Source organism: Salmonella sp. 32100201201700099SM, assembly GCF_017572645.1.
In the GTDB taxonomy this organism is placed as follows: domain Bacteria; phylum Pseudomonadota; class Gammaproteobacteria; order Enterobacterales; family Enterobacteriaceae; genus Salmonella; species Salmonella enterica.
Genome location: NZ_JAGERQ010000002.1, coordinates 310,052 through 327,273 on the forward strand (window position 1 = coordinate 310,052; position 17,222 = coordinate 327,273).

Genomic DNA, 17,222 nt, shown 5'->3' on the forward strand with positions numbered 1-17,222 from the left:
AAGCGCACCACCGCCTGATGTTAGCCGCTCCCGATGTTTAATCGGGAGCGGTTTCGCATTAAGGGACTATCACCTGCACCAGCACATCGGTTGCCCAACTTTCCTCGCTGTTGACCACCTGACCTTCAACGCAGGCTTTTGCCATATTCCCGAGCTGGAAAGCCACATCATCGTTAAAATCAAAATCGCGATACGCTCGCGCAAAGACGATGCGCCAGTATCCCATCCCTTGGTCAAAACGGATCTTCAGCGCCTGACCATTACTGAAGGTCACCATCAGTTTACGATGGTGTGGAATATCACGCGGCGAGCCAACGGTGTTAACCACGACGGCTCTGCCCATAGATGCCGCAAACCACTGGTCGGCAAAATCCTGAAAATCCGCTTCACTCATCCAGTCATGGAACGGCTTGTTGCCTGGCCGCTCTTTACTCTTAAACAGCGTATCAATCGTCACTTGCGCATCCTGCGCCAGGATCGATTTCAGCGGTTTTAACAGCCCGCCTAATAACGCCAGCGCCACCGGGTTTTGCAGATAACGATCGCTATAGTGAATGCGCGTCACCTGGTTTTCCTTCAGCAGCGTCTGAATATCTTCCTGCGCCCCGGTTAACACGCCCCAGAAACGCTGACCAAACTGAGAAACCGGGCCATTAAGCTGCTTATGGATCTCAATATCGTTGACCAGGCCTCTGCTACCTGCGGCATCGGATAATAGCTCTGCTTTACTAAGCGTTATCGGCTCAAACGCATGGCTGCGAATAACCATCTGGCTATTCAGATGCCAGTTCGGGCCGGGGATGGTGGCCTCTGGGCTGCGAGAAATCAACGTCATCAGGCGATCGTTGAATGCTACCTGTGCGACAACCGGCGTATCCGTATTCAGCTCAGACTGGCAAAGCTGCACACCAATGGCGGCAAACTGCGCAATCTCCTGTAAAAGCTCCGGATCTTCAATATGACCGGGCACAACCAGCGTAACCTCAACCTCATCTTTCAGCCGATAGTTCTGGATCGCCGTTCGGAACTGGCGGGCATACAAATCCCACTCGTTAAGCGGCCCATTCATCCACAACGTGAGTTTGCGCGCCCCGTCGTTAATGGCACGACGGATAGCATCCTCAATGCTGCCTGGGCAATACTGCGCGTCGGCCAGGGAGAATTTTTCCGCCTCCGGCAAACCGATATAGTGACTGAAATCCTCCCCCAGCCAGGCCTGCGCGGCTTTACGATCCAGCTGATCGTGATCGTGGCGGGTCTGCGAATCGAGCAGACATTCGCTACAGGCGGTATCACAGTGGCGGCATCCCAGCTGTTTCACCATCCCTTTGAGGACCGCTTCAATATGCAATGGCGCACTGGAAGCAAACCCCGCACCGCCGCTGATAATGTCGTAAAGCTGCACCGCCAGGACCGATTGCTCATTATCCAGTCTGACCGGACGCACCGCATAGCCCAGTTCTGTCGCCGATACCCCCAGCACGCTGGCCAGCGCTCGACGTAGTGCAACCGCCAGCGTCATGGCCACAATACGGCCTTCATCAGAATTATCGGGGATATACTCCCCGTTTTGCGGACGGCGCAAAATGAGTTCAAACACATCGGTGCGCGCCAGCGCACCCAGCGTGACATTCTTATTCAGCGCCGTGGAGCCAGGGCAGATAATCCGCTGATTCTGGCTGTCGCGATCAGATTTACCGGGGCGCGGAGGATAATGCGCTTCCATCGATTTCGGCGTATCGGTGGCATTGAGCATTGACTCCGCCCGGCCGCAGCTCAGGCACAGCGCATAACCGTGTCCACCTTCGCCCATGCTCTGCTGGAAAACATGACCATCCGCGCCTGACGCCATAAAACCCATCAGCGGGTTTGGCAGTGGCACGCGTTCTGCTTTCACAAACACCCAGGCAGGCACCACCGGGATGAATTTCATTGTTTCAATGTTGTTCGTAACGGGAGTATGGGCATCGGTGACAAAACCGGCGGGCTGTAATACCTGACGTCGGTTATCCAGCGTGATCCGCTCCCCGCACGCGCTATTGGTACAGAATAAATCCCCCGAGCCACCAATACCTTCCTCATAGCCTAAAGTACCGCATTTATGGCAACGCCAGGCGCTGTCCAGACGCTGGGCTTCGTTAGTATCGGCGTTAAGGTTATGCCAGTGCAGCGAAACACCGGCCGAGCGGAATACCCGACCATCAAGGATAATCTCCGCGCCCGGCGCATACTCACGGATCGCAACGGAAAGGTTGCGCGAAGGCAGCCCTTTATAACGCGAAACGTTATCCTCCCGGTCATTCTTATCACTGCTTTTGTGCGTTTTCTCGCGGATATAATCTTCCATGGTGAAGTTATCAAAAGTGACAACATCCGTTGGGAAGCCATATCCGGGTAGGAAAGTTCGGGCCGCCAGATCGCGTAACAGGTATTCACCACAATGCCGTTTTTTCTCCAGTTCCAGTCGCCTGCGGTACGGCGTATTGGGCTGCGATTCACTTTCCTGTTTCACGAGATCGCGGAAGATCCCCAGCCAGCGTGTCTGTAAGACGGCAATAGCCTCCTGCGTTTTATCCCGCAGTTTTTCTGCCGTAACGCCGTGCAATGCCGTCCCTTTAACCAGACGCTCCAGCGCGTTATCAATGCTCAGCGTCGGACGTTCGAGCCAGGCTTTAAAACGATTGCATACCGACTGGTCGAGCTCTTCGCCAAAGAACCACTGGCTATTAAGGCTGGTACGCTCTTTTTCGGTTTCACCGACCACATGGCATAAGTATTCTGACAGTAACAGGGAATTGACGTGACGCTGCACCAGACGCTCTGAGTTCATTGCCACCATTGGAGCCGGGATCACCGTCTCAAACGGCCAGAGGGGATTAGCAAAAACCTGCTGATCGTGCGGGTTCCCTTTGCACAAGGTGTACGAAATAGCGCGTGACTCTTTACTACGCCCGGCACGCCCGGCTCGCTGTAAATAGTTGGCCGGATGCGGAGGAACGTTGTTCATCACCACTGCAGAAATACCGCCAATATCCACACCCATTTCCATCGTGGTTGAGCAGTTAAGGACGTTAAGCTGCCCGTTTTTAAACATTCTTTCGTAGCTTTGCAGGCGCTCCGACGATTGCTGTGCCGAGTGTTCTGCGGTGCGGTAGTAAAATCCACCTTCTACCACGCGATCGTTAATGTCCGTCCAGAGGTTTTGCGAGCGTAATGGTAGCACTTGCGGATCCTGGCTTACCCAGTCACGCACTTTTGTTAACCCGTCGACATAATCATCCTGAGAGCGATCGTGTTCCCAGATCGCTGGCAGCGTGACTTCCTGAGCCAAAAACGCGTCGTACTGTGCACTCGTCAGTCGCTCGAACTGGATATGCATGGGCAAATAGGGGGTCAGACCTTTGAAGGTTGTCGCCAGTAATTTATTGGTCACTGGACAAATGCGTGCTTTTTGCACCAGAGAGAATGTCAGATGCTCTTTCGGTAAATAAAAACGGTTTCCATCAGGCTTCAATACCGCCAGAGATCCTGTTAGCTGGAGCCAGGCTTCTTTCAGCCAGGCGTTAACAATATCAATAGTTACCGTATTTACGGTGTTAAATTTGGCCCCTAAAATCAACAGCTTGACCAGGCGCTGAGTCACATTACCGTGGCGAATTTGCGGCCAGCGTTTAACCTGGTTGTCATCTGGCTCTTTCGAATCTGGGTTGCGGACAAATTTGGAAGAGAAACGGCTACCGATCCAGTTTCTTAGATCGTCATCCAGTTGGATGTAGTTGCTTTCTCTGACATAGAAATCCAGCGCCACCTTCAGAAAATCGCGCCAGTCATCAAGGGTTAAGCCTTTAGCCTGCCAGTGAGTAGGAACACTGTGAGCCTTCTCCAGCCCCTGATAGCCAACCTGAACCAGCCCCTGGGTTTCCAGGCTGTTGGTTCGTTTCGGGCGTCGCATAAACTCACGGAAAAGCAGCATTTCGGCGAGTTTCAAAGGGCCGCCATTTTCGGTGAAAATTTCAGGCTTCAGATAATGGTTATATTGTAAAATTGGTCCCTGTATATCGGCTTTCTCTTTCAGATCATTGACCATTTCCGTCCAGGTTCGGCAAACTAAAATGGTTGCAGCCTTTCCCCCCGTCGCCGTCTGGATTGCCTGTTCAAGGCGTTCGGCCTGAGCTTCAGAAAGTTTTGCTTCCTCGGGCATTCCCCACTCGCGATACTCCCGGGCTTCTTCACGGTATTGTGTCACCCTTGCAACCAGTTTCATCACGTCAGCCTGGTCATTCGGAGCACTCGTTGGCTGTTTTCGTTGGTGCCAGCCAAGAATTTCTACTACGCTACCACGTAATCGGCTGCGCTCTGCTTCCTGCTGCATACGTACTGCCATTCGCGCCGTCCCCTGACGACTGTCGGTAAAGGTAATCAGGCGACGACCTCGACCAGGCAAAGAGAGCGGGCCGACACCATCTTTACCTTCATCACTAGTGAAGTCCTGACAATACTCCAGCACCGTAGGCACAATATTGGTGACATAAAAAGGCCCGCCCAGTAACGCCCTTCGGAAGGGCTGTTTACCCTTTCCGCCTTTATAGCCACAATTGCTGGCACTACAGATTTGTTCGATATCATTAATTGCCAGCGGAATACTGTCCGGGTTCACCACGCCGATACTGCGGGTCTGACGATCGAGCCGCTGCATAATATAGCCAGCTTCCGTATTACATTCCGCAGCAATAATTTGTGGCGACTGGAATACAAAATCCTTCTGAATCTTTTCTCCGGATGTTTCAAAATCGTCAGAAATTTCATCCTGTAGGGAGAATTCATCTCCACCTTTATTATCCCACTGTACGAGTTTGCCTTTTTTATCCCGTGCAAGAAGATGCGGTTCATTACACTCATTGCAGAATGCCAGTTCAAAAACGGGACTGCCGCACTCGCAGTTTTGCCGCTGATTTACATACACATTGCCAAAAGACCAGTTTTTTTCCAGCGCGGTATTTTTTTTAGCTGCACAGTTCTTATCCACACATGCCCAGATGCCCTGGGTGTTTCGCTGGAAAATATGTGCTCTGACTTTCAGAAATGCAGGATCCTTTGCATTAGGGAGTGTGCCAGAGCAAAGATCGATCCAGCGTAAAACATCCTGCTGCGTGTACTGATGTTTGGTCAGCTCGTTCAAACGCTGGGTCAGCGTATCAAGTTTCATTGGTCGGGGTTGGCTAACCAGCATTTCGCGTAAACAGCGCGCTTCCGGAGAGTGGGTCAACGCACTATAACGCTCCGGACTGATCCCTTCACTCTCCGAATCAGGGATATGCTCAATCTCATCCAGTGACAGAGAATATTGTTTGCAGGGTTCGAGCTCAGGAATAACGCGGCTTCCGCCCAGAACATCAATACGTTCCTGTGGCACTCCTGACAGCTCAGACAAGAATTTTTTCAGCTGCTTTTCAGCATCACTTCCGGCAATGGTGGCCGACGTCGCCACAAAGCGAACATCATCAGGCGTGACGCCAAATGCCGTCATGACGCGACGGAGCTGTAGAGCCAACTCAGCGGCCTGAGAACCAACGTAGGTATGGGCTTCATCCAGAACTATCCAGCGTAATGATTTTTCAGCTTTTGATTTCTGAATAATCGGTGCATCAACCTGACGAACCATCATGTATTCCAGCATGGTACCGTTGGTCACTAAAATGGGGGCGGGTTCTTCACGCATCTTCTCTCGTGACAAAACCTCATTAGGCCTGTTTGCCTGCTCACTTTTGACCAAAGCGTGCAATTCTTCTGTGTTACCGTTATACAGACAGTACCGAATTCCGGAACCAAAACTACGGGTCCACGCATCTAAACGCTCGCGCTGGGAATTAATCAGGGCATTCAGTGGGTAAAGAAAAAGTGCTCTCACACCTATCAACGGTTTTTTGTTCTTGACCTGAAGCTCACGATAGAGGTCTTCCAGTACCGGGACCATAAAGCATTCCGTTTTGCCAGAGCCTGTCCCGCTGGTCACCACGACTGAGTGTTTTTTCTCAAGTAATGATTGCCAGCTGGCTAACTGATGCGTGAAAGGTTTCCAGTCAGAGCCAAAACGATAACGACCATTTTCCTCACTATCCAGCGAGTCCACCACCTCCTTGCTTAGCAACGTTTGTTTTGTTGCAAGGTCTTTCATTGTGCTGTTGGACTCTTTCCAGCCAAATGTCTGTTCAAATACGGGGGAGGCAAGAAACGATCCTTCTTTCCCGCAATCGGCCGCCATTTGTTGCGTGAGATGCTCGCGAAGATTCGGGTTGGTCACCCCCATAATACTCAGCGTCGCCTCCGTAGAACGCGACAGTGATTGTTCAATCAGCGAAGAAAAATAGCGTGTAGTCATTCTTATTCCTTTTTATTTTTCAGTAACATTACGCAATAGACAGTATTGGAAAATGGCGTTAAACCATCGTGAGTCAAAATCTCTAACCTGTCTCAAGAAAAATACGGCGCCGGGCTTATTCTCAAAAACACTTTCAAATGTTGTTTTACCGCTGGCAACAGCAGCAGCAAATACGGGGAGCAAGGTGACGGAATAGCGGTAGCTGGCATCAGGGGAAATATCGATAACAGGATTTTGTTGCGACATATACCAACGTAAAAGGCCTGGGCCACCAAATTCTGGCCAGCGAGATTCACCATGTTCGCGTAGAAGTTCCTGATACCACTCAAGGATAATACCTTTCATCGTCAACTCAGGAAAAACCGGTGGTAATTTCCCTTGACTCAACCATAATTGCACCTCACTGGCATAAGTCGGGAATGTTGTGCCCAGCTGTTGATACATTCTGTCCAGCAGCCTTATCTGCATTTCCTCCGGTGCACCTTTATGAGTCAAAAAAGCACGAAAACGTGTGGCGGAACGTTTAACTTTTGTAATGGATAAAAACTCCCAGAAAACGGGAAACTCACTTTCAATACGGCTGAGATAATCAATGGACATTTCAAATTTGAACAGCGACATCGCCAACGCTTGTGGATGCTGAACAAGTGCCCGCCATACTTCAAAGGTAGCCAAAGGTAAATACCCGAACTGATCGTATAAATTGCGTAAGAACTGCCAGCCCGAGTGTGCCGGGTCGCTCGCCATTTGTTCCAGAACTAACATAATGGTGTTGACATCTGAACGAGGATTAAAAAGCTGCGTTGCTTTTTGTAAAGACTGTATTGCTGTCGCGTCGCTTTGAATTACCGGCTCACCTGCAATAAAGCAAGGTCGAAATGAGGCTTCTTCACCTGGTTTCGGCAGCACCAGCCATGGGCCATTCTTTTGTATTATCGAACTTAGTTCAAATTCACCAACTGGTACACCTTCGCTCATTCTTGACGTCAGCAGTACAACTTTTCTCTCCGGTTCGCTGAGTAACATAATGACGGGCGAAGGGATCTGGCCTGTACGATTACTTATTGAGTTTGCGAGAAGAATCTGCCTGCCACGATCATAGTCCAGACTATATTTATAACGTCGGATCTGCCAGGTAAAAGAACTACCACCTCCTTTTATGCGCATATCAACTGTTTGATCAATTCCTTCCTCCAGGGAGAGTAAATTATCAATATGTTCCCTTAAGCTATATAAAGTAAGCTCTACCGGACATTCTCCCGCACTGTAGTGCCACTCATACCAGGCCTGCATTCCACTACGCGAACGTAAACGTAGTTCAAGCTGGTATCGCGTAGGCTCACCATTTTTTCCGAAAAGATATGCTCTGGCACCCAGAAGATCGTTAATCGTTAAATTTTTCGGGAGAGGTTTCTCATCTTTATCGAACGCAAGACAGCCTCGTGCAGGAAATGGTAACCAAATAACAATCGGGTTTGCAGTGAGGTTTGGCGTTATTTGTAATGAAATTGATGCAGGAGGAATGCCCTCCGCCTTCATCATTATTTCTGTACTACCGGGCAACCGCTTCCGTCCAACTTCAAGTGTTTTTTCCTTCAAGCTATACAAACAAGGGTGCTGAGTAGTAATAATGACAGAACCTTCGTTCGCCTGTTGTCCATTTTTTATTTCCAGACTAAAATCATTGGGGAGAATGCCAATTTTCTTACGCAGTAACGTTTCATCATTTTCGTTACGCACCGAAATAAACTGTGCTCCCATTTTTTCTTGTACATCACAATTTTCTATAAATGTTCCGTTGAAAAAACGCTTGTAATGGCGCGTTGATAGATTCTCAGAATGTTGAGTAATTCCAGGAACACCGAGGAAGAGTTCATCCGGATAACTTGTCCAATTTAATCGCTTCCCCTGGAAAGAGAATCCAGTATGGATAATCTGATCTCTTCCTATCTTTATCCGGTACGTTTCATCGCCTTTAATGATGATATCCTGGCGACCTTTGATGGTCAGAGCATGGCATCCCAAAGCCGAAAAGCCAGAGTCACAATCCTCATGTTCTGAAGCCAGACAGCCATCCTTTGGCAGCACAATAAGTACATGGCTGCCACGTACGCTGCAAGAGGCTTGTCCCTGTAACAGCCATTCATTTTTATCAGAAACAAAAACCAATGGAACATCGCCAACCGCAACTTCACTGCCTTCTAAAAGATTGGAGCCGAAAAACATACCCCCAGCTCTCGCCACAATAAACAAACTGACCGTGGGATTTCTTCGGTAAAATTTAATCTCGCGCTTACGAACTTTTATTTTTGCCTGGGAGTTACTTAGCGTTGCATATGCAGGTCCCAGACTTGCGATTTCGTTACCATCTTCATAGATAGCAAGCTCGAAGCGCGTTGTTGAAGGCTCAATATCAATTGAAAAACTCAGTTCTTCAGGCAGAGAAATGAGAGCCTGGAGGGCTTCAGGATGATTTTCTGACCATAAAAACTGACAGAGAGTGGTTTTATTCTTTTGAAGGCGGGGTTTTGATTCAGTAGAAGCTGTTCGTAAAAGTCCATTAAGGAAACTGGTACCCGTATCATCATCGAGAGGGACAGGGAAACTGTCACGCCACTTAGGATGAACACGTTCAAGTTCTTTTACGGGTTCGGTATGATTACTTAAATTATAAATTTGAACAAGAGATACTAACTGTTCAGCCATCCGACTAATAAGCTCAACTGAAGTATCCTCTTTGAAAACGACTGGCAGGGATGATTTTTCTACCGCTGCATGGACTAACGCGAACGTGGAAATGTTAGAAGATTTAGCCTGATCGTATTGATTTAGAATGAGAGAAAACATCGACTGAAAACGGCTATTAGATTCCTTTAGCAACCTGAAAGGTAGACCGCCTTCACTGAATAAGGAGCCTAAGAAATTCCGCCTTTCTGTGTCATAAAACCGCACTGGACGCCCCCAGTAACCATCCAGGCCTTTAGGGATAATTTTCCCCATTTCCGAGGAAGATGCTGAGATACCTATCGTCTTGTAAATTGGCTCCCATGCCCATCCATACTCTCTTTCATAATCTCTTCGATACCACTCTGAGCAGAACAATGTGAAACAGGCTGCGTACCCTTTATCACTTTTATAACCATCGGGTACCCCTATAGCTCGCAGCAGCCGTTTCAATTCATCATATTCTTCACTCGTTGCGTGGTATTCATATAACGGACGATGGTCTGGTTGCTTCAATCCTCTGCGGGTGAGGAATTTAGCTAGCCATGGGGTACACTTTAGAATGGATGTGTATTCGGACTGACTCAAAGCAAGCTCCTTGCATTAGAACAGTGAATGGCTGAAAGTTATTATAACTTTTTGTTATTTTGAAAAAACAGATAACAATAATTGAATTATGAATTTAATTAAATTTGAAATTGATATTAGTTTGATTTTAATCAATAAGTTAAGTTTATTATACGGAGGGGCTACTCGCCATTTGTTTTAATCTGTAAGGAGATGATTTGTAGCTACAAATCTTTTCAACCCCATATCATCCCATTGAACCTCCGGCCGGAACCGTCTTTACGATGGTTCCGGCCTTCTTTTTACCTGCCTGCCTACAAAGGAGTGATATGGAGCTGAATAACGAATACCAAAACTACGAAGACGAGGACGACGAAAGCGCTGACGACCTCCCTCCATCCCACCACCCGCGCTCTTTCCAGTCCATCATCGGTTGGCTCTACGACAAAGCAGTCAGTGGTATCGCAGGCATCGAATCCGCTGAAATGCTTGCCGCCCGTTATCTTGAGGACGCGAAAGGGTGATGCACAGCTCGCCGTCCGCACCATGATCCACTGGGAGAGCATCATCGCAACTATGTGCTCATGAATTCTTCAATGTAATGACCTCTGACAAAACCCTAAAGCAAGCGATATCAAATATTACTATTTGGCGCAAAGGCGAACAGCGAGCGCCGCATAAGCCGTTATTGCTGTTATATGTTCTCTCGCACTATCGGCAGGGTCACGATCGTCTGTTTGATTATGGTTCTGAAATTCATGAGCAATTGCTGGATTTGCTGGAGCGCTATGGGCCACAGCGCCGTGAACAGCGCCCGGATATGCCGTTCTGGCGTCTGAAGGGCGATGGTTTCTGGGAATTGCAAAACGCGGAATTCTGCTCAACGAGTGGTAGCCGCCAGCCGCCCAAGCGCGAACTCATTGAATATAATGTCGCTGGTGGGTTTGATGCCGTCAATTTCGCGCTGGTAACAAAAAAACGTAATCTAATCGACGCGCTGGCGCAGCAGATCCTTGAGGCGCATTTTCCGACCAGTATTCAGGAAGACATCGCTGACGAGATGGGTTTTGATATTCGCGCCTCTCTCAGGCAACGCGATCCGAAATTCCGCCTGGCGGTGCTACGAGCTTACAATTATCAATGTGCGGTCTGCGGCTTCAATATGCGCCACGACAACGCCCCTATAGCCCTTGAAGCAGCCCATATCAGATGGAAGCAGCATCATGGTCCTTGTGAAGTACCTAATGGCCTGGCGTTGTGCGCAATTCATCATAAAGCGTTCGATCGTGGTTCGATTGGCCTGGATGAAAATATGCGCGTGGTGGTTTCCGACGCGGTGAATGGTGGCGGGGTGGTACAGCGGCTGTTCTGGGATTTTGCGGGGAAAGAGATCGCGTTGCCGCAGATGAAAGAAAATTATCCGGGTGAACGGTTTGTGGAATGGCACAAGAGGGAGGTGTTCAGAGGAGGGCATTGATCTGGGGGAGTATTTTGAGTGGGGTATACGTTATCTGTAAAAAATAGCTCCACATCAAAGGCATCAAAGTAATCGGCCACGGTTCTCGCACTATGGTCTGTAGCGCGCTGGTGGAGTCACACCTGTGGTCAATCGACGCGTAGAGCGCCAGATGAGCCATCATGAGCGCAAGCGGAATTTATGAGGCGCGGCACCTTAAAGAGCACAGGGAGATTGTAAGTAGCCCGATATTGCTGGCTTTTGCTTAGCTTGCTGACGGGATTCGTCGTATGAAGCATGAAAATTACCTCATGTTTTATATAAGGATTTGACACCATATCAAAACCGGTAACTCTCAACCTTTTAAGGCTATGTGTCAGATCAGGTCGTGATAAGACACATAAATTTAAAAATCTATATATCTGGCCAAATAGACTTTTTTATTACAGCTTTATAAATTAAACAAATCTGCCATAGAGACAGATTTGTTTAATTTATAATTAGAGGTTTGCAACGTTATGATATACTTTTTGCACATCATCATCATCTTCAAGGGCATCAACAAGTCCTTCAAAGATTTCTAAATCTTCTGGTGAAAGTTCAACTTCTGATTGAGCAATCATTTCTAATTCTGTTGTTGAGAATTCAGTAATTCCAGCTGCTTTTAGCGCTGCAATTCCTTTGTGCAGGTCTGTCGCTTCAGTATAAATAACGATGTTTCCTTCTTCTTCGGTTACATCACGAACATCAACTTCAGCATCAAGCAAAATTTCAAAAATATGGTCAGGGTCTGTTCCTTTAAATACAATCACTCCAGTATTGTCAAACATATAGCTGACAGCACCTGCCGCTCCGATATTCCCGCCCTTTTTATTAAAAATTGTGCGAATATTAGCAATCGTACGGTTAACATTAGACGTCAACGTTTCAGCGATAACCATTGAACCATTGGGTCCAAAGCCTTCATAACGCCCTTGCACGAACGTTTCATCTCCGCCACCTTTGGCTTTATCAATGGCTTTATCAATAACATGTTTTGGAACCTGTGCTTGTTTCGCACGTTCAATAACGAATTTTAAAGCTGAATTTGATTCCGGGTCTGGTTCACCTTGTTTAGCCGCAGCATAGATTTCTACACCAAATTTTGCATATACTTTAGACGTTGCACCGTCTTTAGCCGTTTTTTTAGCAACAATATTTGCCCATTTACGTCCCACTGGAAACATCTCCTCAAAGAATTATTTACATTAATGGCAGGTTAATAACCTGCATATTTTTCTACCGTATTATATCATAATATATAAATTCTCGTCTATGAGAAATAAATACATCCAGCTTTTACGAGGGATTACTTTGATTTTAACAATAGCTAATATGGTGGATAAGTCATTTTTTAATTTTCTTCTGGTTCTTTTTTTATTCTTAATAATTGAATTGCAGCAATAACGTCTTATTGAGGGGGGGGCGCTCAGCAGGTGAGGTGGAACGCTTGCACGTCTTGCGACATATTGTGGCAGAAACTTAATGGCGAAATTAAGGCGATATATTCCCGCCTTGAGCCGTGTTAATTTGTTGCATACTTTTAAACGGAGGTATACCTCTTGTAGGCTATACCTCCTGCTTCACGTTATCGCGCGATTAACGCAAATACGCCCCAGCCAAAGTATTCTCGCGTCCAGGTGACGTGACGTTTGGGGGCTGCCGTCAGTTCTGTTCGAACCTCTTGCGCAAACTCATCGTCAGGGTTTTCCTCCAGCCAGCGGCGCATGGTCATCCACTTAGCGGCTTCATATCTGTCCCAGCCTTGCGGGTCCGCCAGCACCATTTCCACTACGTCATAGCCGAGTTGGTCGAAAAAGACGACCAGCTCGGGCAAGGGGCGAAAATCGGCGACGGATGAGACGCCACAGGCGTGGGCGATCTCTTCCGTTGCGGGGATCCGACGCCAGTATGGTTCACCGATGAGAATGATCCCGCCTGGTTTGAGGCTTTTGGCCAGCAGATCTATTGTCCCCGCGACACCGCCCGCAATCCAGGTAGCGCCTACGCAGGCCGCCACGTCATATTTTTCCTCATCAATATAACCGGCCGCGTCGTTATGAATAAAATGTACATATTCACTGACGCCGAGCTCTTCTGCACGTTGTTTTGCCTGTGTGGTGAAGAGCGGGCTTATGTCAATGCCAGTACCTGTAACACCGTAATCGCGAGCCCAGGTGCGGAGCATCTCACCCGAACCGCTACCGAGATCGAGAATCCGCGTGCCTGGCTTCATGCGTAACGCATGGCCCAGTGTGGCGTACTTTTCCGCTGTAAACGGATTATGGATACGGTGTTCGCTTTCGCTAATGGTAAAAATACGTGGGATATCCATTGGGTTATTCCTTTTACTGAGGGCGATTCCCTCAGCGAGAGGGGCTTTTTCAGCCAGCAGCGCAAACAGCTTGCCTGCAAAAGTCTCGCCGACCGGCCAGGTGTGACTGTCCGGGCGCTGCAACACAGTGAAGCCAGCATCACCAAGCAGGCTGATATATTCATCATCGCGCCAGGCCTTCATTTGACTGCCGAAACGGGTGGTACAGCCGTTTTCCGCTATCGCCCAGAACTGCGTTGAGCTGGTTTGGGCCTCTTCATCCCAGGCATTTTCCGTTAACAGCAGATGGGGCACGGCAAGAAACAGGCCGTGCGAACAACGCTGCCAGCCTGGCTGCTCCATGCCCTGGCGTTTAACTTCATCGAAGGTATGCACTTCAACAAGCAGTTTGCCGTCCGGTTTCAACCACTGCGCGCAATGACTGATGAGGCTTTGCGCATCCGCAGCGCTAAAGACATTCAGTTCCCCAAACGTCATCATAATGAAATCGAAAGGTTCCGTGGGGTGGTATGTACGAATATCCTGCTGAATGTAGTCAATATTCAGGTTTGCGGCTTGCGCCTGCTGGCGAGCCCATGTGATGGATGCCGGAGAGAAATCTACGCCTGTGCAGTGAAACCCACGCTCCGCTAACAGGCGGGTATAAAAACCGGGTCCACAGCCGAGATCCAGAATGCGGGCGCCAGCGGGTAACTGACGGGTAATCCATGTTACCTGTTGCTCAATCACGGTTAGCCGGCGGCTGGCCCAGTCGTGGTCCTGTGACAGATGATTTTCCAGCATGCGTTGGCTGAAGGCTGGCTCGTCCCAGGGGATTTTGCCTTCATCGGGTAATAGCCGAATGCGATGCGTTGCAAAAATAACGGCGCTGATATCCATCATCATCTCCTTAGCGATTATCAGGCTGGGCGCGAACGTTGTTCAGCCCGGTTGTATTAATGCGGTAGGGCTGACCGTTAACGGATTTGATCAGCTTTTTGGTTTTGAGTTTTTTGAATACAGCGAGCGTGCAATCGGCGAGCAACAGCCCTTCGCGGCTATAGCACTCAACGGCGGTGACGCGGCCTGACGCATCGCGGATGTGCGTAATGCGTCCGCCTTTGGCGAGAACGTGTAAGGTACGTTGTTCCTGGCGGGATAAATTCATACTGAAGAACCTGTTTAATCATCATAGGCAAAACGTGCAAACACACTGCGGTGTCCGCATTCGATTTCGGCGCATTGATAATCAGTCCGGCCTGAAAAGGTCGGGGAACTGATTATCAGATGATGACATTCTCCAGCATCAAAGCCTCGGGTTGAGTTGAAATGTATTTACGTCGTGAATGATAACACCTGATTTCTGTAAGTGAATAACCGGGAGTGAAAAGTGTGATCTCAAAGGGAGGATCATGCGTTTAGTAAGTCAGTTGAATAGATCCCGCCGCTACCATAATGAATATTGATTAAACTCATATACCCGATAATGGCCGCTTTGATAATCTCGGCGTATCTTTTTAGCCATTGACAGGGTTGTTGCGTTGGAAATCTTTTTTTAACCCACTGAAAAATATCACTTAAATATTTTTCATACATAAACATTTATGGTCCGCTGAGTTCGGATCCGGTTTTGTATGGGTTAAAAAAAGGTACGTTATGAAAGTCATATGGACTGTCACTCCTGTGGGGTATCAGCGCATAGCGAAACGTTGCCCTTCATGCAGCGTAAAACGGGACTTCACGCCTTCTGGGGCATTTCGGGTTAATTCGCAAAAGAAGGTACTCGATGTCTGGAGTATCTATAAATGCACACACTGCGATTACACCTGGAATATCTCCCTGTTCTCGCGCTTGCCAGTCAGCAAAATTAACCGCGATCTTTATGGCCGACTGATGGCGAATGATGCTGCCACGGTGCAATATTTTGCTTATGACAACGCGATCCTGAAGCGAAACAATGCTGAATTATCGGGGCAGCCTGATTTTCACATTCAGGAACGGTGGCTGGTCAGTATCGCCTCCCACAAGCAGGTCAGTGTTAGCGTCAGGATTTCCCGTTCTTTTCAGGTCAGCCTGCTGTCCATTTTGAAGAGGCAACTCCTGTTAAGCGCAGCCGAAATCAAGAGACGGATTGAAACAGGGCAAATAAGTGGCGTCACGATGAAAATGCTTAAATCGCGAAAACTGAAGAATGCGAAATATGACTTGCAGCTCTCTGTTGAAACACTGTATGACCGGCGAAGGATTGTTCTGACCCGTCGATAAAAACAATAAGCTCACCTTACGTTTAAGTGTGCTGGTATGGCAACGAAGTAACGGAATGAAAGAAGGGTTAAGGGACAGGTGAGCTTTAGTTGAATAACCCTTGTCTGTGGCATTCAGTGAAGACTGAATGCCATGGTTAATCCAGATTTTCGCACCAGTGATGATATTGTATGGATTCTTTGCGCAAGCCAGCAGAATGACAAAGGGCGATGGGTTACAATTATCTGTAGAGTAAATAAATATTCACGCAACACCATTAAAAAATAATAAAAGATGGCTCACTGTTGAGCTGATATTAATACCTGAACCACTTAATTAGAGTAATGTGGCGCTATTCATAGCGTAATTTTTTCTGTTGCGGTTACAGGGGGAGGAATGCACACCTTTAGACCATACTCACTAAGGCATAGCGATCTGTTATATGAAGATATTCCGTTAGAAATACGCGAGCAAATAATCTTATTGATTATTAATACGTTAGGGAATTGCTCCTCTTTTTATGATATGACATTATACTGCTATCATAATAGTCATTCTGACGAAGTTTATCGAAGAATATGTAAAACGTTGCGCAAAGAGTATGGCTTATTCACCTTATATGCGCATTCAACGTCATATCTGGATGAAATGAGTAATCTGTTATTAAAAACAGATGATAAAAGAAAGCATATTGATACCATTGAGCTTGCTTTTAACTATATAGATACCTACCTTCGAACCTATGAAGTTACGCTTGGGTTAGAACCGGATAAGGCGATTAGTGAATTAAACAATATATTTCATGAGCATAGTTTAAAATATCGCTATGAAAATGGTAGAATTGTAAGGTTGCGCAGAATAAAACGGCTTAAAAACATATGTTATTATTTGTACTCTCCTGGAGAGTATGGCTTTGTCGAATATGATCTTATGGAAGCGTATAATCGCCTGATACTTAATGATTTTTCCTGTGTCGTAAAGGAATGTCATGCAGCCTTCAGAAGCGTTCTTCTCAGAATTCATGAGAGAAAAGGTATCGTGTATCATGAACAAGATAGTTTAAATACACTAATGGCTAATCTGATGGCGAGAGGCGTTATATCTGCTGAATATGTACATAAATTTCATTTTTTAAGTGACGTGCTGGAGTCAGAAATATTTCTGCCGATGGCGCCAGAAAAATCGCATCATCATTACGCAATGATGCTCCGTATCTCTGAAGAGTTGGCCTGTAGTATTTATTATCTTACTGAGCGGAGTATATTCTTTCTTACCCAGCGGGCTGAAGAAGATGGTGTCGCGCCATAATAATGATCGCGCTGTCGCTCAGTCAGACTGGATCATCGTTATTTAAATTTGTTCAGACGTCGGAATTTTTTGTTCTGCCGTCTGTTTTTTTAGTGATGAGCTGTTCAGTGCAATAATAAGGGGTACAGTACGATGACTGATTTTTAAACCGCATATCATCTGTGTCGCATTTACTCATGGGTATTGGGTCA

At 47.4% G+C, this 17,222-nt stretch carries 9 protein-coding genes; 4 read left to right on the forward strand and 5 right to left on the reverse strand.

What is annotated here, in order from left to right; all coding sequences use genetic code 11:
• Positions 1-58 precede the first annotated feature (58 nt).
• Together J4685_RS04895 and J4685_RS04900 are read right to left on the reverse strand one after the other, a co-directional pair.
• On the reverse strand, positions 59-6,379 hold the full coding sequence (locus J4685_RS04895) for a DEAD/DEAH box helicase (protein WP_000213429.1): 6,321 nt from the start codon (positions 6,377-6,379) through the stop codon (positions 59-61).
• A gap of 12 nt (positions 6,380-6,391) precedes the next feature.
• The gene (locus J4685_RS04900; protein WP_000083328.1) at positions 6,392-9,691 is read right to left on the reverse strand and encodes an STY4851/ECs_5259 family protein; all 3,300 of its coding nucleotides are present in this window, start codon (positions 9,689-9,691) and stop codon (positions 6,392-6,394) included.
• A 308-nt stretch (positions 9,692-9,999) separates the two neighbouring features.
• Between J4685_RS04900 and J4685_RS04905 the strand changes: the two genes are divergently transcribed.
• Together J4685_RS04905 and J4685_RS04910 are read left to right on the forward strand one after the other, a co-directional pair.
• Complete coding sequence (locus J4685_RS04905) at positions 10,000-10,194, forward strand: hypothetical protein (RefSeq protein WP_000422446.1); 195 nt, start codon at positions 10,000-10,002, stop codon at positions 10,192-10,194.
• A 77-nt stretch (positions 10,195-10,271) separates the two neighbouring features.
• Positions 10,272-11,147: a phosphorothioated DNA-binding restriction endonuclease gene (locus J4685_RS04910; protein ID WP_000199882.1), complete on the forward strand. Its 876-nt coding sequence runs from the start codon at positions 10,272-10,274 to the stop codon at positions 11,145-11,147.
• Positions 11,148-11,626: 479 nt separating this feature from the next.
• Here J4685_RS04910 and J4685_RS04915 read toward each other — a convergent pair whose 3' ends face one another.
• The 3 genes from J4685_RS04915 to J4685_RS04925 form a co-directional block, all read right to left on the reverse strand.
• Entirely contained in the window at positions 11,627-12,343 is a 717-nt protein-coding gene (locus J4685_RS04915; RefSeq protein WP_000532939.1) for a YebC/PmpR family DNA-binding transcriptional regulator, read from the reverse strand.
• 410 nt (positions 12,344-12,753) lie between these two features.
• Positions 12,754-14,385, reverse strand: coding sequence for a class I SAM-dependent methyltransferase (locus J4685_RS04920; RefSeq protein ID WP_077905021.1), 1,632 nt, complete (start codon positions 14,383-14,385; stop codon positions 12,754-12,756).
• 4 nt (positions 14,386-14,389) lie between these two features.
• Positions 14,390-14,647, reverse strand: a complete 258-nt coding sequence (locus tag J4685_RS04925; RefSeq protein ID WP_001054380.1) for a YjhX family toxin — start codon at positions 14,645-14,647, stop codon at positions 14,390-14,392.
• Positions 14,648-15,135: 488 nt separating this feature from the next.
• Between J4685_RS04925 and J4685_RS04930 the strand changes: the two genes are divergently transcribed.
• Both J4685_RS04930 and J4685_RS04935 read left to right on the forward strand, forming a co-directional pair.
• Positions 15,136-15,744, forward strand: a complete 609-nt coding sequence (locus J4685_RS04930; RefSeq protein WP_000864867.1) for a DUF1062 domain-containing protein — start codon at positions 15,136-15,138, stop codon at positions 15,742-15,744.
• 375 nt (positions 15,745-16,119) lie between these two features.
• Positions 16,120-17,031, forward strand: coding sequence for an STM4504/CBY_0614 family protein (locus J4685_RS04935; RefSeq protein WP_000556774.1), 912 nt, complete (start codon positions 16,120-16,122; stop codon positions 17,029-17,031).
• Positions 17,032-17,222: the final 191 nt, after the last annotated feature.